Annotated in this window: 17 protein-coding genes and 1 pseudogene; 9 read left to right on the forward strand and 9 right to left on the reverse strand. The window is 70.1% G+C overall.

Annotated features, from left to right (window positions below):
- The first annotated feature begins 1 nt into the window (after window position 1).
- The 3 genes and pseudogenes from EV186_RS04585 (at window position 2) to EV186_RS04590 (ending at window position 1,699) form a co-directional block, all read left to right on the forward strand.
- A complete protein-coding gene (locus EV186_RS04585; RefSeq protein ID WP_133847797.1) occupies window positions 2–628 on the forward strand; it encodes a hypothetical protein in 627 nt (208 codons plus the stop codon).
- Between the two features lie 104 nt (window positions 629–732).
- Window positions 733–984: pseudogene (locus EV186_RS40745) on the forward strand (hypothetical protein); the annotation flags it as partial.
- Between the two features lie 19 nt (window positions 985–1,003).
- The gene (locus EV186_RS04590) at window positions 1,004–1,699 is read left to right on the forward strand and encodes a PGN_0703 family putative restriction endonuclease (protein WP_133847798.1); all 696 of its coding nucleotides are present in this window, start codon (window positions 1,004–1,006) and stop codon (window positions 1,697–1,699) included.
- Here the strand turns inward: EV186_RS04590 and EV186_RS39825 are convergent.
- From EV186_RS39825 to EV186_RS04610, 4 genes are read right to left on the reverse strand one after another with little or no spacing between them, the layout of a single operon-like run.
- Complete coding sequence (locus EV186_RS39825; protein WP_133847799.1) at window positions 1,689–2,822, reverse strand: bifunctional GNAT family N-acetyltransferase/class I SAM-dependent methyltransferase; 1,134 nt, start codon at window positions 2,820–2,822, stop codon at window positions 1,689–1,691. The two genes, EV186_RS04590 and EV186_RS39825, sit on opposite strands and share 11 nt — an antisense overlap.
- A complete protein-coding gene (pseI, locus tag EV186_RS04600) occupies window positions 2,822–3,898 on the reverse strand; it encodes a pseudaminic acid synthase (RefSeq protein WP_208115470.1) in 1,077 nt (358 codons plus the stop codon). The genes EV186_RS39825 and pseI overlap by 1 nt, the downstream gene beginning before the upstream one ends.
- Before the next feature lie 13 nt (window positions 3,899–3,911).
- Window positions 3,912–4,799 carry a spore coat protein gene (locus EV186_RS04605; RefSeq protein ID WP_133847800.1) on the reverse strand — a complete coding sequence of 296 codons (888 nt, stop codon included), beginning with the start codon at window positions 4,797–4,799 and terminating at the stop codon, window positions 3,912–3,914.
- A complete protein-coding gene (locus EV186_RS04610) occupies window positions 4,796–5,533 on the reverse strand; it encodes a cytidylyltransferase domain-containing protein (RefSeq protein ID WP_133847801.1) in 738 nt (245 codons plus the stop codon). The genes EV186_RS04605 and EV186_RS04610 overlap by 4 nt, the downstream gene beginning before the upstream one ends.
- Window positions 5,534–5,578: 45 nt before the next feature.
- Between EV186_RS04610 and pseB the strand changes: the two genes are divergently transcribed.
- Both pseB and EV186_RS04620 read left to right on the forward strand, forming a co-directional pair.
- Window positions 5,579–6,562: a UDP-N-acetylglucosamine 4,6-dehydratase (inverting) gene (pseB, locus tag EV186_RS04615; protein ID WP_133847802.1), complete on the forward strand. Its 984-nt coding sequence runs from the start codon at window positions 5,579–5,581 to the stop codon at window positions 6,560–6,562.
- Entirely contained in the window at window positions 6,555–7,688 is a 1,134-nt protein-coding gene (locus tag EV186_RS04620; RefSeq protein ID WP_133847803.1) for a DegT/DnrJ/EryC1/StrS family aminotransferase, read from the forward strand. The genes pseB and EV186_RS04620 overlap by 8 nt, the downstream gene beginning before the upstream one ends.
- Before the next feature lie 146 nt (window positions 7,689–7,834).
- Here the strand turns inward: EV186_RS04620 and EV186_RS04625 are convergent, their stop codons facing one another.
- From EV186_RS04625 to EV186_RS04635, 3 genes are all read right to left on the reverse strand, one after another.
- On the reverse strand, window positions 7,835–8,269 hold the full coding sequence (locus tag EV186_RS04625; protein WP_133847804.1) for a hypothetical protein: 435 nt from the start codon (window positions 8,267–8,269) through the stop codon (window positions 7,835–7,837).
- A gap of 14 nt (window positions 8,270–8,283) precedes the next feature.
- Window positions 8,284–8,910 (reverse strand): hypothetical protein, encoded by a 627-nt coding sequence (locus EV186_RS04630; protein ID WP_133848765.1) that lies wholly within the window; start codon window positions 8,908–8,910, stop codon window positions 8,284–8,286.
- A 77-nt stretch (window positions 8,911–8,987) separates the two neighbouring features.
- Window positions 8,988–9,218, reverse strand: a complete 231-nt coding sequence (locus EV186_RS04635; protein ID WP_133847805.1) for a hypothetical protein — start codon at window positions 9,216–9,218, stop codon at window positions 8,988–8,990.
- Between the two features lie 163 nt (window positions 9,219–9,381).
- Here EV186_RS04635 and wzm point away from each other — a divergent pair, with 163 nt between their 5' ends.
- From wzm to EV186_RS04655, 4 genes are all read left to right on the forward strand, one after another.
- Entirely contained in the window at window positions 9,382–10,320 is a 939-nt protein-coding gene (gene wzm / locus EV186_RS04640; protein ID WP_243753811.1) for a galactan export ABC transporter permease subunit Wzm/RfbD, read from the forward strand.
- Between the two features lie 9 nt (window positions 10,321–10,329).
- Complete coding sequence (gene wzt / locus EV186_RS04645) at window positions 10,330–11,121, forward strand: galactan export ABC transporter ATP-binding subunit Wzt/RfbE (RefSeq protein WP_133847806.1); 792 nt, start codon at window positions 10,330–10,332, stop codon at window positions 11,119–11,121.
- Window positions 11,118–12,023, forward strand: coding sequence for a galactofuranosyltransferase GlfT1 (gene glfT1, locus EV186_RS04650; protein ID WP_133847807.1), 906 nt, complete (start codon window positions 11,118–11,120; stop codon window positions 12,021–12,023). Before wzt ends, glfT1 begins: the two co-directional genes overlap by 4 nt.
- A 75-nt stretch (window positions 12,024–12,098) precedes the next feature.
- Window positions 12,099–12,362: a hypothetical protein gene (locus EV186_RS04655; RefSeq protein WP_133847808.1), complete on the forward strand. Its 264-nt coding sequence runs from the start codon at window positions 12,099–12,101 to the stop codon at window positions 12,360–12,362.
- Between the two features lie 16 nt (window positions 12,363–12,378).
- Here EV186_RS04655 and EV186_RS04660 read toward each other — a convergent pair whose 3' ends face one another.
- Window positions 12,379–13,002 (reverse strand): hypothetical protein, encoded by a 624-nt coding sequence (locus EV186_RS04660; protein WP_133847809.1) that lies wholly within the window; start codon window positions 13,000–13,002, stop codon window positions 12,379–12,381.
- A complete protein-coding gene (locus tag EV186_RS04665) occupies window positions 12,999–18,263 on the reverse strand; it encodes a DUF11 domain-containing protein (protein WP_133847810.1) in 5,265 nt (1,754 codons plus the stop codon). The genes EV186_RS04660 and EV186_RS04665 overlap by 4 nt, the downstream gene beginning before the upstream one ends.
- Window positions 18,264–18,403 lie beyond the last annotated feature (140 nt).

Consider the following 18,403-nt stretch of genomic DNA (forward strand, 5'->3'; position numbering starts at 1 on the left):
GGTGGCGGAGCTGGCCGCCGATGCGGGCGAAGACCTGACCCGACGCGCGCAGCGATTCGTCGGGGTGCACGGCGTGGAGGTCGAGGTGCGCCCGTTCGCGGAGGACCGTCAGCATTGGCTCGCCCTCGACGTGCCCGCCGAGGTGATCGACCGCATGGCCGCCTACCACCGACGGTGGGGTGGTCTTGCCCTGCCGCCCGCCCCGCACTACGACGGTGGTCCTCGGTGGTTCGAACCCGACCTGCCTGAGCGGTCCGATCAGGGCTGGGCGTTCGAGGCGGGTCTGCCGCGGACCGCGGTCCCGTACTCGTTCGTCATCGGGCCGGATGGCGAGTTCGGCATAGCGGCCGAACGGTACGTGCCGCTGTACGCGACGATCGAAGGCTGGGTGGAATCGGTGGCCTTGGCCCACGAGGCTTTCCTGGACGCGGAGCAGGTCACGAAGTACAGCGGGGACGAGGTCGACGAGCTCCAGCTCGACGGCTTCGAGCCGATGCCCGAGGTGCGAGGCGTGGCGGACACCTGGTGGCGTGGCCCGGATTCCCTGGTGGCGATCTGCACCGGTGAAGCGGTGTGCCTGGACCACTCGCCTAGTCGAGCCGCGATCCGTTACTCCGGGATCAGGTAGTAGTAGCGATGGCCGGCTTCGACTGCTGACCGAGCCGGCCTCGAATCGCGCGCCGGGCCACCGTGGCTTGCCTGACCGGTGCAACGCATCGGGCGGTGGCGGCGATGGATCTTGTCGTGACTGCTGCAAGTGAGAGTGCCCCGGTTCGAGTTCGGTCCGACACGCCGGCGCAGGCCCGGCACCGGGCCCATCAGAGCGCCTACCGCGCCGAGGTGCTCAGGTTGCCGCCCGGACCGCCGACCGGGGCCGCGCGGCACATCTACCGGGTGCTCGGCAGCTACCTGCCGGTGCAGCACGACGGGGTCAGCGCCGCCGAGGGCGGCTGGAACCTCATGTCGTCGGCAGCGCGCAGCTACACCAAGGATCGGCTCGACGTTGGTTCGCGCGGCGAACGGGCTCGCCGAAGCGGAGCGGCTCTGGCGCAACATGTTGTCCAGCCAGCCCTTGGCCTTCAGCATCGTCGGGGAACTGCGGGCGCACGAGCGGGCGGCGCTGGCCGTGCTGGGCCGGCTGACCGGGCTCGAGCTGACGGCGTTCGACCGCTTGGGCGCGCCGGGCGACCCGTGGGCCTTGGACGGGTTGCAAGCCGAATGGGCACCGCCCAGGGACGCGCACACCGGTGACAAGTCCGGGTTCGACATGGCCGCCGTGGCGCGGACAGCCGCTGGCGAGCGGGTGCTGGTCACCGTCGAGGTCAAGTACGTCGACACGTTCTCGCCGGCGAAGCTCGACCCGGCGCGCTACCGCCTCGACGGGCTCACCGAGTCGGACGTCGCCGAACTGGTCGATCTCGGTGCCAGCCAGTTCCTGCGGTCGGTGCTGTTAACCGAGTCGGTGCGGCAGCACGGGTTGCGTGACAACGGCGGGCTCGACAAGGCGGTCGCCCTCGTGCTGTGCCGCGCCGACGACGCCCAGGCACGCAAGGTCGTCGACGCGGTCGCGACGGCCTGCCCCAACGCTGACCTCGCGGTCGCCCTGCGGACCCACGACGAGCTCTTCGACGCCGCCGACGCCCAACCGGACCTGCGGGAGTGGGCGCGGGCGATGCGACGGCGCTATCTCACGCCCTGACGGCGCGGACGAGCCAGGCGCGGGAGTCGAACCACACGCCGTCGGGCTTCGCGTGCGCGGCCATGACGTCGTACAGGCGGTCGGCTTGGGGACCGACCATGCGCAGCGCGCTCGCCGCTTCGACCGCCGCGGCCGGATCCGGGCCGTACCAGACCGGTTCGGCCACTTCGGTCACGGTCACGTCGGCGAACCCCGTCGCCGTCAGCAAACTGTCCACTGTGGAGGGCTCGGCCAGGGAGAACGCTTCGGCGCCCGCTTCGCTGGGGCCGAGCGTGCCACGGATCTCGCGCACCCATTCCTGCCGGTCGGCGGCCTGCCACACCAGTTGGACGAACTGCGCGCCCGGCCGCAGAGCACGCCCGATGTTGGTGAACGCCGCGACCGGGTCGGCGAAGAACATCGTGCCGAAGCGGCTGATCGCCAGGCTGAAGTGGTTGTCCGGAAAGGGAAAGTTCTGCGCGTCGGCCAGCTCGAAATGCACGTTTCCCAACTCGACGGCGCGGGAACGGGCAGCCGCGACCATCGCCGGGGAGATGTCCACGCCGAGCGCACTGCGGGCCAGGCTCGCCGCGGCGCGGGTCGTCTGCCCGGCACCGCAACCGATGTCCAGCACATCATCCGACGGTCCTATGTGGACAGAAGAGGTCAGCCGCGAGGCATAGCGGCGCAGCTCGGCGTCGTAGTCGAAGATCGCGAAGCGCTTCTCCCAGCGCTGCCACTCACCTTCGGCCCGCACGCGGCGGTAACCGGCACGCTCGAACAACGCCAGCGACGGCGCGTTCCCCTGGTGCACCCACGCGACCAGCGAAGCACCGCCCTCCAGCGTCGCCTCGGCGCACGCCAGCAGCGGCCCGGCGAGCCCGCGCCCCCGGCACGCGGGCGCGACGGTGATGCTGACCTCCCACGCGTCGCCCTCACGGTCGAACCGGACGGTGCCGACCGGGCCGTCAGACTCGATGATCAGCAGCCGCCGGTCGGCGTCGGCGAGCACGGCGGCCAGCCAGCGCAGGTGCTCGGGCTGCGACACCGGGTCGGGGCTGCGCGACCACGCGATCGTGTCCGGGTCGTTGCGCCAGGCCAGGAGCAGGTCGGCATCGGCGGGGGTGGCCGGGCGCGCGCGCATCAGGCGAACAGGTCCCAGGTCAGGATCTCGTCGTCCTCGATGTCGCGTTTGGGCGACCGCCCGACGACCGCGTCCAGCTCGTGCACCGGGATGCCGTAGCCGGGGCGCTTCACCGCGATCGCGTCGCGGTCCAGCGGCTCGCCGGCCTTGAGGTCGCGTCCCGCGACCAGGCTGCGCCGGCCGAGCCGGAACATCTCCGCCTCCGCCTCGGTCACCCGCTTGATCGACGTGCCTAGCGACGCCTCGGCCTCGCGGATCGCGGTGATCATGGCGGCCAGCTCGTCCGGCTCGAGGGCAAACGGGTGGTCCGGGCCTTCCTGGTCACGGCTGAGCGTGTAATGCTTCTCCACCACGCACGCGCCCAGCGTCACCGCGACCACGTCGGCGGTGTGGCCCATCGTGTGGTCGCTCCAGCCGATCGGCACGCCGAACGCCGAGGCGAGGGTGCCGATCGCGCGCAGGTTGAGGTCCTCGAACCGCGGCGGGTAGTTGATCGCGCAGTGCAGCAGCACGATCTCGGTCGCGCCCGCGCCGTTCGCGGTGTCCAGCGCGCGCTCGATGTCGGCGAGCGACGCCATGCCGGTGGAGATGATCAACGGCTTGCCGGTGCGCGCGCACTTCTCGATCAGCGGCAGGTGGTTCACCTCGTAGGAGGCGATCTTGTAGGCGGGGACGTCCAGCTTCTCCAGCAGGTCGACCGCGGCGTCCTCGAACGGCGTCGACAGGAAGTCCACGCCGACCTGCCCGGCGTGCGACGCGAGCTCGTCGTGCCAGTCCCAGGGGATCTCGATCCGCTTGATCATCTCGAAGACCGACTCCTGGTCGGCGACGAGCCCGCCGTCCTTGAGGTAGGACATGGTCGGCGTCTTGCGGCTGTAGAGGCCCTCGGCGGTGTAGGTCTGGAACTTCACCGCGTCCGCGCCCGCCTCGGCGGCCACGTCGATCAGCCGCTTCGCGGTGGCGAGGTCGCGGTTGTGGTTGGACCCGGCCTCGGCGATCACGTAGGTCGGTTCGCCCGGGCCGACGCGACGCCCGGCGATGGTCACATGGTCGTTGCCATAGCTGCGTGCTGCCACGACCGCCAGTCTGTCACCCGGTCGTGGCGTCCAGCACCCGGGCGGCGCCCCGGCCGTCCACCAGCGTCGCGGCCGACGCGGCGAGGTCGGCCCGGCGCCGGTCGTCGGCCAGCAGCCCGGCCAGCACCGCGGCGACCGCGGCCTGGTCGAGGGCGTCGGCCGCGCCGAGCCCGACGGCCGCGCCGTGCTCGATCGCGGCCCGGTAGCCCATCGCCTGGTTGTCCGCGAGCAGCACCAACGCCGTCGGCACGCCGATGCAGCACAGCTCCAGCAACGTCACCCCGGCCGCGCTGACCACCAGGCCCGCACCGGCGAGCACCGACGGCAGGTCCGTGCGTGGCGGCTCCACCTCGACGCCAGGAACCGAGATGTCGGCCGACGTGATGGCCCGGACCGGCGCCCCGGTGGACGCGGCCGCACGCATGATGGTCGTCAGCGGCCGCGTCGGGGCCGTGCCGCCGAGGACCACGACGATCTCGTTCGACGGCGTCCGCGATTCCCGTGCCCGCACAACGGATTTCCGCAACGGCGCGTACCGCGGGCCCAGCAGGACCCGGCCCGAACCGTCGTCCGGCCGCTCGACGGCGGCCAGCCCGCAGTCCACGACCACGTCCGCCCGACGCCGCCCAAACGGTCCGTCCTCAATGGACACGAGCAGGCCGTCGACGTTCAACGCGCCCAACGAGTAGTGGTCGACCAGCACGACATCGGCCGCGAGCGGTCCCGGCGCCACCTCGACGCCGAGCTCGTCGAAAGCCGCGCGCGCCCACCCGGACACCGCGCCGTCGAAGCGCACCTGCCAGCCCCGCGCCACCGCCTCCTCGGCGAAGGCCAGGCAACGCACCACGTGCCCGACGCCGATCGACGGGCCGGAGTCGGCCCGCAACAGCAGCGAGGTCACCCCTGCGCCACGGACTTCTGCCGCACCTGAGCGTTGCGCGCGGCCAGTTCGGGCCGCTCCCGCAGCACCCGGACCACGTCACGCCAGCACGGCGCCCGGTCGCCCAGCTCGGCCACGACGCCCTCGATCACGGCCGCGTCCTCCGCGGTGTCCAACGTGACCCGCAGGTCGTCGGCGGCCGGCGCGACGACGACACCCGCGCACCGGTACCGCGACGGGTCGGCGTAGATCCCGGAGGTCACGTGGATGCGGTCGGCGCCGGTCGCGGTCGCCACCTGCTCGGCCAGCACGTCGGCCCGGACCAGTTCGGCGTCCAGCCCACGCGGCAGCGTGCGGACCAGCACGTTGCTGACGTACTGCAGGCCCGGGTCGGCCCGCCAGAGCGCGATGACCTGGCCGATCACGTCGGGGTCGAGCAGCGGGCAGTCGGCGGTCAGCCGGACGATCGCGTCCGCGGGATAACGCTCGACGGCCAGCGCGAACCGGTTCAGGACGTCGTCGAGCGGCCCACGAGCCACGAGCGCGCCACACGCGCGGGCCTCCTCGGCCACGGCGTCGTCGTCGGCCGCGTCGGATGTGGCGACCACCACTTCGTTGCACCCCGGCGCCTGCCGCGCAGCCCGCACCACCCAGCTCAGCACTGAGCGTCCGCCCAGGTCACGCAGCACTTTGCCGGGCAACCGGGTCGACGACGACCGTGCCTGGATGACCGCGTTCACTCGCACGGGTGCCATGATGACCCACGGCCTGCGGGGTTGCGAAAGGTGGAGGGTCGACACATGGGGTTGCTGCAGGGGTCGGGCATCCTGCTGACCGGCGGTACGGGGTCGTTCGGCAAGGCGTTCATCGAGTACGCGCTGCGTGAGCTCAACCCGCGCCGCCTGGTGATCCTCAGCCGCGACGAGCTCAAGCAGTACGAGGTGCGCCGCCAGTTCGGCGACGACCCCCGGCTGCGCTGGTTCATCGGCGACATCCGCGACCGCCGCCGGCTCGAACGCGCCATGCACGACGTCGACTACGTCATCCACGCCGCCGCGCTCAAGCAGGTCGACACGGGTGAGTACAACCCGTTCGAGTTCGTGCAGACGAACGTGCAGGGCTCGCAGAACGTGATCGAGGCCGCCATCGACTGCGGGGTCAAGAAGGTCGTCGCGCTGTCGACGGACAAGGCGTCCAGCCCGATCAACCTCTACGGCGCGACCAAGCTGTGCGCCGACCGGATGTTCGTCTCCGCCAACCACTACGCGGCCGGGCACCCGTCCCGGTTCGCCGTCGTGCGCTACGGCAACGTCATGGGTTCGCGCGGCAGCGTCATCCCGTTCTTCCGCTCGCTGGCCGAGCGCGGTGAGCCGTTGCCGATCACCGACCTGCGGATGACCCGGTTCTGGATCACGTTGCCGCAAGCGGTGAAGTTCGTCGTCGACTCCTTCGACCAGATGTCCGGCGGCGAGCTGTACGTGCCGCGGATCCCGAGCATGCGGCTGATCGACCTGGCCAAGGCCATCGCGCCGAACAGCGAGCTCGAAGAGGTCGGCGTACGCCCCGGCGAGAAGCTGCACGAGGAGATGATCGCGCCCGACGACGCCCGGCGCACCGTGCTGCTCGGCGACCGCTACGTCGTCATGCCGCACATCGCGGGCTGGGGCTACGAGCCGCCCGCCGACGGCAAGCCGGTGCCCGAGGGGTTCGCGTACCGCTCGGACACCAACGACCTCTGGCTCACCGACGACGACCTGCGCAAGCTGGTCGAAGAGCATGGCTGAGCCGCTCCCCTACGGCCGCCAGTCGATCGCCGACGAGGACCTCGCGGCCGTCGCCGAGGTGCTGCGGTCGGACTGGCTGACCACCGGCCCGGCCGTCCAGCGGTTCGAGGCGGACCTGGCGGAGTGGACCGGCGGCACGCCCGCGGTCGCGGTCACCTCGGGCACGGCCGCCCTGCACGTGGCGTACGCGGCGGCCGGCATCGGCGCGGGCGACGAGGTCGTGTGCAGCCCGATGACGTTCGTGGCCACGGCCGCGACCGCCGCGCTGCACGGCGCGAAGGTCGTTTTCGCCGACGTCGACGCCGACACGGCGAACCTCGACCCGGCCGCCGCGCGGGCCGCCATGAGCCCGCGCACCAAGGTCGTCGCCGCGGTCGACTTCGCCGGGCACCCGGCCCCGGCTTCGTTGTACGACATTGCCCACGACGGTGGTGCCCTGCTTCTCGCGGATGCCGCGCACTCGATCGGCGGCCGGCTCGACGACCGGCCGGTCGGCTCGATGGCCGACCTGACGACGTTCTCCTTCTTCCCCACCAAGAACCTGACCACGGCCGAGGGCGGCGCGGTGGTCACCGGCGACGAGCGACTGCTGAGCCGGGCGCGGGAGTTCCGCAACCACGGGCTCGTGCGCGACCGGTCGCGCCAGCGGTTCCCGGACGAGGGCGGCTGGCACCAGGAGGTGCACGAGTTCGGCCTGAACTACCGGCTGCCGGACGTGTTGTGCGCCTTGGGTTCCAGCCAGCTGCGGCGGCTGGCGGCGTTCAAGCGGCGCCGGGCGGAGATCCACGCCCGCTACACGGCGGCGTTCGCCGACCTGGCCGGCGTGCGCACGCCGGTCACGCTGCCGGGCGCCGATCCGGCCTGGCACCTCTACCCGTTGCGGGTGCTGGAGGGGCGTCGCCGCGCGCTGTACGACCACCTTCGTGCGCAGGGGATCCTGGTGCAGGTCAACTACATCCCGGCTTACTGGCACCCGGTCTTCGCCGACCTCGGTTACCGGCGCGGGCTCTGCCCCAACGCCGAGGCGTTCTACGCCCAGGAGCTCTCGTTGCCGCTGTTCCCCGACCTGGACGACGACGGCGTCGACCGGGTGGTCGACGCCGTGCGCGCGTTCTTCGGGGCCTGACGGAGGAACACACCCAACGCGAGCGTGGGACACACCCGACGCGAGCGTGGGACACACCCGGCTTGAACGGGGGACACACCCGACGCGAGTGTGGGACACGCCCGGTCTGAACGTGGGACACGCCCGGGCGGAGGTGCTGCGTCGCGCTACTTGTCCTCAAGCTTGCGCAGCCGGTCCTCGTACTGGGCGATGCCGGTGAGCCGGACGCGGATCTGGGCGTGCTCGCGCTTGACCTCGTCGATCAGCGATCGGGCGGCGGCCAGCTCCGGCTCGTCCGCGGCGGGCACCACGGTGAGCTTCTGGCGCAACGCCTCGAGCTGCGACTCCTGCGCCGACACGTGCGGGATCAACCGCTCGACCTCGTTGGCCGTCCAGTGCAGCCGGTCGCGGGCGTCGCGCAGGGAGGCCTCGGCCTCGTCCAGCCGGCGGCGGTGGTCGTCGGTGCACGCCTCTTGGTGGTCCATGCGCCGTTCGATGGCCTGCAGGCCTTCCTTGACCCGGAAGTCCACGAAGCGGACCACGCGGTCGACGATCCGCGACCGCGCCGCGTCCGCGAGGTTCTTCAGCCCGTTGTTAGCCATGACCATCCAGTTTGTCAGCGCATGAGTGTGGTGGAGCCGGAATCGACCCAGGAGGCCAGCAGCCGCCCCTCGGCGGCGATCTGGTGTTCCGGGCCGACGATGCACGAGTCGCCGGACGCGTGTTCCCACGACGTCTGGTTGGGGTTGTCGATGAAGGAGTACCCCGTCAGCAGCAGGTGCGCGTCCGGGTACATGGTGCGCGCGATCCAGGCGGCCATGGTGCCGGTGGTGGCCCAGTGCGCCTGGGCGCCGTCGAGGCCGAGCGCGTTCGACAGGGGGATGGTGATCTCGCGGTTGGACACCGGGACCAGCCCGAGGTCCTCCGGCCACCACGCCGGGATGACGTCCGGCTCCCAGTGCAGCCGGCCCGGTTCGACCATCAGGTACAGCCGGGTGGAGTAGTCGCGGAACACCCAAGGGGTGGCACGCAGCGCGCGGTTGAAGACGACGGCGTGTACCTTGCTCCCCGTGACCGGTTCGTCACCCGGCTCGTCCATGACGAAGCCGTTGACCCGGATCACCAGGTCGCACGCGTCGACCGCGGCGGCCCGGTCGGGGTCCCGGGCGAGCGGCTGGTTGCCGACGACCGCCACCGTCCGGGGGTTCGGCCGGTCCGCGTAGGCGTCCAGCAGCGAACGCAACAGGCTCGGCGCCTGCGTGTCTGCAACCACAGCCGCAGAAGTTATCAGGAGATGAACGGTTTCCAACACGGCATGGCTCAGGCTCCCCAGGCCACGTCGATGTTCTGCCGTTCGTGCTCGTCGGCGAGCATGTCGCCCAGGATCAACACGCAGGCCACGCAGCGCGTGCCCTCGTCGGTCAAGGTGAGCAGGTCCGCGGGCACCGTGTGGTCGCACAGCGCTTCGGCGTACTTCTCCCCCGCTTGCTCGGCCAGGAACACGTGTACCCGGTCGTCGTAACCAGACCTCCACCAATGGACGTTGATCACTGGTTCCACCTCCGCGCCAGGTAACCGGCGTGCCCCGAACATTCACTAGAATGGACTAATCGAGACGGTTGCGAAACCGGCCAAAGCGATTAACTGTTGCCAACCTCCGGCGGCCACGCCCGGGGCGTAGGCCACCGGAGCCCCGCCGGTACGCTCGATACCCGTGCAAGCAGCAACCGCGACCGAACGGCTGACCACCCTGGAACCGCCACCGGAGTCGAGCAGCAAGACGTTCACGCGCGCCTTCCAGGACATCGTGGGCGGCCTCCGGGCACGTGAGCTCTGGGGTCACCTCGGCTGGCAGGACATCAAGCAGCGCTACCGCCGCTCGGTGATCGGGCCGCTGTGGATCAGCATCTCCATGGGCGTCACCGCGCTCGGCCTCGGCATCCTGTACGCGGTGCTGTTCGGCAACGACCTCAAGACGTTCCTGCCGTACGTGACCACCGGGTTCCTGGTCTGGGGCTTCATCAACGGGTGCATCACCGAGGGCATGGACGCCTTCATCTCCAACGAAGGCCTGATCAAGCACCTGCCGGCGCCGCTGACGGTCTACGCGCTGCGCACGGTGTGGCGCCAGACGTTGATGTTCCTGCACAACTTGGTCGTCTACCTGATCATCATCGGGATCTTCTTCAAGTGGCTGGCCGCCGACAACTACACGTTGACGGGCAAACCGTGCGGTACGACGGGCGCCGGGGTCTGCCACCCCGGCCTCTCGGCGATGTGGCTGACCGCCATCCCCGCGTTCCTGCTGCTCGCGGTCACGGGCGTGTGGGTGACGCTGCTGCTGGGCATCATCAGCACCCGGTTCCGCGACATCCCGCAGGTCATCAACAGCCTCATCCAGCTGTTCTTCTACATGACCCCGATCGTCTGGTCGCCGGACGTGCTGTTCGCCAACCCGGGCCACGAGTGGGCGCACGTGCTGTTCCAGTTCAACCCGCTCTACCACTACGTGCAGATCATGCGGGCGCCGATGATCGGCCAAGTCGCGTCGATGACCAGCTGGCTCGCGGTGATCGCCATGACCGTCGTCGGGAGTGCGCTCGCGGTCGTGGCGATGCGCAACTACCGCTCGCGCGTGTCCTACTGGGTCTGAGGGGAACTGATGGTCAGCATCGACGTCTGGAACGCATCCGTCGACTTCCCGATCTTCGACGCGAAGACGCGCTCCTTGAAGAAGCAGGTCCTGGGCAAGGTCGGCGGCAAGATCGGCACCGAGACCCGGGTGCCGATCGTCGAGGCGCTGCACGACATCACGCTGAGCCTGCGTGAAGGCGACCGGGTGGCGCTCGTCGGGCACAACGGCGCGGGCAAGTCCACGCTGCTGCGGCTGCTCGCGGGCATCTACGAGCCGACCCGGGGCGCGGCCAAGATCAACGGCAAGATCGCGCCCGTGTTCGACCTCGCGGTCGGCATGGACCAGGAGATCTCCGGCCTCGAGAACATCATGATCCGCGGCCTGTTCCTCGGCATGCCCCGCAAGGAGATGGAGAAGCGGGTCGACGACATCGCCGAGTTCAGCGAGCTCGGCGACTACCTGCAGATGCCGCTGCGCACGTACTCGACGGGCATGCGGGTGCGCCTGGCGCTGGGCATCGTGACGTCGATCGACCCCGAGATCCTGATCCTGGACGAGGGCATCGGCGCCGTGGACGCGGCGTTCATGGCCAAGGCGCGGGAGCGGCTGGTCGATCTGGTGAAGCGGTCCGGCATGCTGGTGTTCGCCTCGCACTCCGACGACCTATTGTTCGAGTTGTGCAACACGGCCATCTGGATGGACGAGGGGCACATGAAGATGCAGGGCACCTTGCGTGAAGTGCTCACCGCGTACAAGGGTCGCGACCCCTTCGAGCACATGAGCGCGGAGACGCTCAAGAGGATTGGCGAGTCGGTATGACAGACGAGGCTCAGCTCCCGGCCGATTCGGTGGTGGCCGTCGTGGTCACCCGCAACCGGCGTGAGTTGCTGGCCGAGTCGCTCAAGATGCTCGCCGCCCAGACCCGCCAGCCCGACCACCTGGTGGTGGTCGACAACGGCCCGGACGAGCCGGTGCGCGACATCGTCGAGTCCTGCGGCCTGCCGACGACGTACCTGGTGTCCAAGCGCAACCTCGGCGGCGCCGGTGGTTTCGCCCTCGGCATCCTGCACGCGCTGGCGCTGGGCGCCGAGTGGGTCTGGCTCGCCGACGACGACGGCCGGCCCGCGGACGACACCGTGCTCGCGGTGCTGCTGTCGGAGGCGGTCTCGCGCGGCCTGGCGGAGATCTCGCCGGTGGTGACCAACATCGACTCGCCGGACAAGCTGGCGTTCCCGCTGCGGCGCGGCCTGACCTGGAAGCGCCGCGCCGAGGAGCTGGGGACGGACTTCCTCCCGGGCATCGCCTCGCTGTTCAACGGTGCGCTGTTCCGCGCGTCGACGATCGACGTCGTCGGCGTGCCGGACTACCGGTTGTTCTTCCGCGGTGACGAGGTCGAGGTGCACCGCCGCCTGGTGCGCTCGGGGCTGCCCTTCGGCACCTCGTTGAAGGTCGCGTACCTGCACCCGGACGGCTCCGACGAGTTCAAGCCGATGCTGGGTGGGCGGTTCCACGCCCAGGACCCGGCCAACGACGTGAAGCGGTACTACACGTACCGCAACCGCGGGTACCTGTTGTCGCAGCCGGGGTTGCGCAAGATCGGCGCCCTCGAACTGATCCGGTTCGGGCTGTACTTCCTGGGGACGAAGCGGGACCCGAAGGCGTTCATGCAGTGGTTGCGGCTGGTGCGCCAGGGCCGCAAGGAACGCTTCTTCCGCGCCTGAGCCTTCGCTCTGAGCGGATCCGCTGCGGGTGAACTTCCCTTGCGGGGCAACAAGATCACTGGTGTGGTCGGGATCATGACCACACCAGCGCTCGTCCTGCACCTGACCGGCAACACCGAACCCGTGATCTTCGCGCTCTCCGAAGGCGGCGCCAAAGCCCTCGCCGGGCGCGTCGACAAGCTCATGGGCTCCGGCGCCGTCGAGAAACTGGAACTCGCCGACGGCACGACCGCCGTCGTCAACTTCGGGCACGTCGTCACCGCGCACGTCGAAGACCTGCCGCCGCACACCAAGGTCTACGGGACCAAGGCGCGGGCGGCAGGTCTCGGACACCACTGACGGCCGGCTACACGGTCTACACGGTGGCCTTCTCGCGCTCCGGCACCTCCTCCGGCGAGTGGTCAGCGCGGTGGCGCAGGCGCAGCCACCCGAAGTAGGCCGAGGCCAGCAAGACCACGACCACACCCGCCACCCAGTACGGCCAGACCGGCGAACCAGCGGGTGAGGTCACCGCGTGCACGTCCGACGCGCCCGCCAGCTGCTCGATCCGCGTCGAGCACGTCAGGCGGACGCCGTCGGCGATCACGCACGCCGATGCCGGGTAGCCCTTCATGCCGGCCGCCGGCGCGCCGGCGATGAAGTCCGCCGACACCGTGACCACGCCCTTGGCCGGGACGGTCAGCGACCACGCCGCGAACCACGGTTCGGCCGCCTTGCCACCTCCGGCCACGGAGGCCGCTCGGGCGCCGACCGGCATGGTCAGCTCCATCCGCACCCCGGTGTGCGCGTGGCCGCCGGTGTCGCGCACCGTCACGCTGTAGTGCAGCCGGTCTCCTTCGTGGACCTGCGTGGCTCCGCCGGTCAACGAGATCGCCAGGTCCCGCGACGGTGGCTGCGCGGACGCCACCGCTCCACTGGTCACCGCCCCGCTGGCCGTCACTGCCAGGGCAATCAGCAACCCACTGGCCAGGCGCTTCATCGCGTGGTCCCTTCTCGACGGATCCGGGTGACGGCCAGGAACACGAGCCCGAGCAGCACCAGCCCGGCCCCGGCCGCCAGGTAGCCGCCGACGGCGGCACCCGTGTAGGCCAGCCCGCCACCGCCTTGGGGCGCGGGCGGTTTGGGCAGGGCCTTGGTGCTCACCGAGCAGGGGCAGTTGCTGTCCAGTGCGATCACCGCGTTGGTCAGCTTGCGGTCACCACTGGCCGGGTCGTTGACCTTCACCGAGTACGTGACGGTCGCCGTGGCGCCCACCGCCACCGGACCCGACCAGCTCAGCTTCGGCTCCTCGTAGTGCGTGGTGCCGGCCGAGGCGTGGGCGTCGCCCTTGTAGGTGGCGTCGTCCAGTACTTCGGACATGTCGTCGGTGAACATGGCCGGGCCAACGCCGACCTCGTCCGCCGCCGGCTCGGTGGCCAGGTAGTCCACGGCGCCGACGTTGGTGACCTTCACCGTGTACACCACCGTGTCGCCGACCGTGACCTGCTTGGTGTTCGCGGTCTTCGCCACGTGCAGCTCGGCCACCTTCACGGTGCCCTCCGATCCGCAGGCGGGATCGGGATCGCCGGTGGGCACGCAGTTGCTGCCCGGCGCGAAGACCACATTGGACAGCACGTGGTCGCCCTTGCCCTGCTTGGCCACCGTCACCTTGTAGGTGATCGTCGCCGAAGCCCCCTGGACCAGCGCACTGCTCCAGGAAAGCGTTGGCGTGGCAAAGGTTGCCGTGCCCGCGCTGGCTTCCGGGTCACCGGTGAACTCGGCGTCGTCGAGCACCTTGCTCAGGTCGTCGGTGAACGCCGCCGGGTTGTCGTCGGTGAAGTCGACCTTGCCGGTGTTCGTGACCGTGATCGTGTACGTGACCACGTCGCCCGGCCGGGCCACCTGGACGTCCGCTGCCTTGTGCGCGGTCAGCCCGCTGATGGGCAGCTGGTCGCCACCGTGGCACTCGGGGCCGTAGTCCCCCGACGGGAGCGGGCAGTTCGCCCCGCCGATCACGGTGTTGACCAGTTCGTGGTCGCCGTGCAGGTCCGGGTCGAGCACGCGGACGGTGACCACGATGGTCGCCCCCGCCGTGGTCGCCGGATACACGACCGGCAACGGCCCGGTCCACACGATCTTCTTCGCATCCTGTTGGTAGTCAAGGGTTCCGACGTCGGCGGCGAGCTTGTCCGGCAGCAACTCCGCGTCGTCCAGGATGCCGGTGAGGTCCTCGGTGAACGTGGCCTCGCCGTCGGCGTAGGCCACGCGGCCGGTGTTGGTCACCGTGATCGTGTAGGTGACCTCCTCGCCCGGCGCGACCCCGCCGGTCTTGTCGACCGACTTGTTCAGCACGAACGCCTGCACCAGCGTCGACCCACCGTGCGTGCCGCACGGCGCGGTGGGCAGGCAGTCGTCGTCCTCGATGCTGCCGACGGCGTTGTCCAGGCTTCCGTCGCCGGCCTGCGGGTTGCGCACCAGCAGCGAGTACGTCACGTGCACGACCTGGTCGGTCGCGAGCGCACCGGTCCACGTGAGCACCGAGGCACCCGGCGCGGGCGGCGTGACCGTGCCCGCATCGGCCGACGCGGTGACGAAGTCGGCGTCGTCGAGCACCTTGGCCAGGTCGTCGGTGACGACCGCAGGATCCGCGTCGGTGAACGCGAACCCGCCGTTGTTGCGGATCTCCACGGTGTAGGTGATCGTCTCGCCGGGGTGCACAACCGGGCTGGACGCGACCTTGTCCAACTGCACGCCGCGGATCGCCACCGGTTTCGGCCCGCAGTCACCCGGACCGGTGCTGGGCGGGCAGTTCGTGCCGCCGACGACGAAGTTGACCAGCTGGTGGTCACCGCCCGCACCGGGATTCTTGACCAGAACGGTCACCGTGAGGGTCGTCGACGCGTTCGCGCCGATCGGGCCCTGCCAGCTGAATCCCTTGTCGTTGTTGGTGATCGTGCCGCCGCCGGGCTCGACGGCGTCGAGCGTGGCGTCGTCGAGCACGCCGGACATGTCGTCGGTGAACGACGCCAGGCCGCGGCCCGTGTCATAGGGCACGGTGCTCGGGTTGGTGACGACGATCGTGTACGTCACCCGCTGCCCGGCCCGGGCAGAACCGTTGCCCTGCACGGTCTTCTTCAGGGTGAAGCCGCGGATCGGCACGTCGCTCGCGGCGTGGTTGTCGGCGTCGTCGAGCTCCTTGACCGAGCCCGTCACGCTCGCGGCGTTGTGCCCGTTGCCGGCCTGCGGTGGCGCGGTGACCGGAACTTGGAGCGTGACCGGCGGGCCGTTCGCGACCAGGTCACCGACCGTCCAGGTGACGGTGGTCGTCCCGTCCGCGTTGGGTGTCGCGGTGCCGCCGCTGCTCGGCGCGCCGACCGGGAACCCGGCGGGCACGGTGTCGGTGACGACCACGTTGTGCGCCGTCGACGGGCCCTTGTTCGCCACCGTGAGCGTCCAGGTGAAGCCGGTGCCCGCGTCCGCGAACGGCGGCCCCTGGTCGGTCAGCACCAGGTCGACGGTGGGGTCGATGGTGGTGTCCACGTGGCTCTGGTTGTTGGACATGTCGGGATCCGCCGCGGAACCGGACACCCTCGCCTCGTTGGTCAGCACCGCCGGCTCCGGTGGCGCCGGTGCCTTCACCACCACGGTCAACGTCTTCGTCTGACGGACCTGGAGCGGGCCGAGCGCCCAGCTGATCGTGCCGTTCTGCAGCGCGCCACCGTTGTCCGCCGACACGAACACCGTTCGGTCCGGCAGCGGGTCGTCAACCCGCACGTCGGACGCGGTCGACGGACCGTTGTTGCCGATCAGCAGCGTGTAGGTGACCTGTCCGTTCGCGTCCACCCGCTGCGGGCCGGACTTGACGATCGTGAGGTCGGCGACCGGCTGGATGGTGGTCGAGGTCTCCGAGTGGTTGTTGTCGGTCGTGACTTCAGGGGTGACCGTGGTGATGTCCGCCTTGTTGACCACGGTGGTCGGCTCCGCGGGGGCGGTGACGACCAAGGTCAGCGGCTCCACCGGTGCGTTCGGCGCCAGGTTGCCCAGCGTCCATTGGACCTCCGAGCCCTGCAAGGTCCCGCCGTTGCCCGCCGAGACGAAGGTCGTCCCGGCCGGCAGCGGGTCGTGCACGACGACGTTGGTCGCGGTCGAGGGGCCGTAGTTGGCCGCCTGCAAGGTGTAGGTGATCGGGCTGCCAGCCTGGGCGCTGACCGGCGCGGTCTTGAGCAGGGAGACGTCCGAGAGCGGCTTGATCTCCGTGTGCACCGAGCTGAAATCGTTGGTGGGGTTGTTGTCCGGCGTGCCGCCGCCGGTCACGGCCACGGTGGCGGTGTTGTCCACTCCGGTCGGTTCGTTCGGCGCCTTGACGTGCACGCTCACCTGCACCGGCGTGCCCGGGGTGACCGCGCCCAGGGCCCAGGTCACGGTCTGCCCGTTCTGGCTGCCACCCGGCGAGACCGAGAGGATGGTCAAACCTGCGGGCACCTGGTCGGTGATCGTGGCGCCGGTCGCCGCCGTGTCGCCGTTGTTGACCACCGTCATCGTGTAGTCGAACTCGCTCCCGGCGTTCACCTCCGCCGGAGCCGACTTGGTGATCCCCAAGTCCACTGTGGGCAGTTTGGTCACGGTTACCGTGGCCTGCGCGACGTTGTTGGTCGCGTCGGTGTCCTGGTCCGCGGTGAGCGTCGCCGTGTTCACGGCCGGGCCGGGCGGCGCTGTCGTGCTGACGGCGGCCGTGATGGTGCAGTTGCTGATGCCGTTCTTGGGGAATGACGCCCCCTGCCACGACACGACCCCGCCGGCCAGCGAGCAGTCCTGGCTCGCGGCGGTCGGCGTGAAGCCGCCGGGCATGGCCTCCTGCACCGACCACGCACCCGCGCCGAACCCGGCCTTGTCGGTGACGCTGAGGTGGTAGGTGACCGAGCTGCCCTGCATCACGCTGGTGGGGTCGGCGGTCTTGGTGATCATGAGATCGGGCTTGTCGGCCGGTCTCAGGTACACCGGGGTGGGGCCGGGGTCGAACGCCGTGGTGGTCGGGTCGTGCGAGACCACCCCACCGGCCGGCAGGCCGGTCCCGGTCAGCGTGGCCCGGTTCAGCTCATCGACCTTCGGGGCATCCGGCGCCACGTTCACGTCCGCGTGGATGACCATGGTCTCCTTGGCGCCCAGCCGGTTCCCCGTGATCGTGAGCGTGCCGGGGGCGTCGCCCTGGTTCACGGTTCCCGGTGTTCCCTGCCCTTCGAACCGCACGGCCCCGCGGGTCAGGTACGGCGGGAAGGTGTCGTGCAGGTCGAAGGTCTTGGCCGCGCCGGAACCGTTGACGATGGTGAAGTCGAAGGTGGTCACGCTGCCCCCGGGGGCGCGCGATTGGTCGGTGGTGTGGCCGGCCTTCTCGAGGTCCATGGTGAACGCGCAGTTGGTGGCGTCGCCGGACTTGCCGAGGCTCGGCTGGTCGCCGAGGTGGCGGATCCTGGTGTACAAGTGGGTGGTGCTGTTGTACGGGGCCGCGAAGAAGTGGATCTGGCCGTTGCCGTCGGCTTTGCCGTCGGGCCCCTTGTAGGACTCGGCGAAGGTGAGCTGCCCGTTGCCGTCCATCCAGACGGAGCCGACCGCGTCCGGGAGGCCGCCGTCGTAGTTGGTGCCCCCGGCGCTCTTCGTCGCGCCGGTCCGCGGGTCGATCTGGACGATCGTCTTGGTCACCGTGTCGAAGGTGTAAGCCTGGTTGTCGATCGGGTTGACCGCCCAGTCCGCCGTCGTGATCTCCGGCGCGGAGGTGATCGGCCCGGTGAGGATCCGCGGCGGGCTCTGGTTGACGTCCATGACGATGATCCGGCTGCCGCCGTTGGACACCGCGAAGGTGCCGTCGGACAGGAACGCGCCGATGTTCGCGTTGAACTGGTCGAGCGGCTGCCCGGCCGCGGTGACGGGCTCGCCGAGCAGCTCGAAGGTACCTTCGGCGCCAACCCGGAACAGCTGCTCGTGGTCGTCCTTCGGGGTCACGGTGATCCCGTAGATCAGGTTGTCGCTGGGGTTGAAGCCCATCGCGTTGAACCCGAACGGCGCGTTCGAGAGGGCGGCGAACTGACCCTGGGACGAGCCCGACGGGAAGACCACCTTGCCGAGGACGGACTTCGTGGCGTCGGACGAGTTCGGTTGCATGAGGTAGTACGTGCTGTCACAGGCAAAGGGCGTGTGGGTGGCCGCCGCCGCGGTCGGCGCGGCGAGCAACCCGACCGGGACGAACCCCGTGACACCAGTTGCCACCAACAAGATCAGAGTGGTGACCAGAGCAAGGAAAGTCGTTCTTCTAGTGGGCACCTGAGCCTCCCGGGATCGCACGACATGCGGTCGTCGCCGGGGTGGACGTTATGGCTGGGGTGCATGAGCAAGATCGCCCCTGGGGG

Source organism: Labedaea rhizosphaerae, from assembly GCF_004362825.1.
GTDB lineage: Bacteria > Actinomycetota > Actinomycetes > Mycobacteriales > Pseudonocardiaceae > Labedaea > Labedaea rhizosphaerae.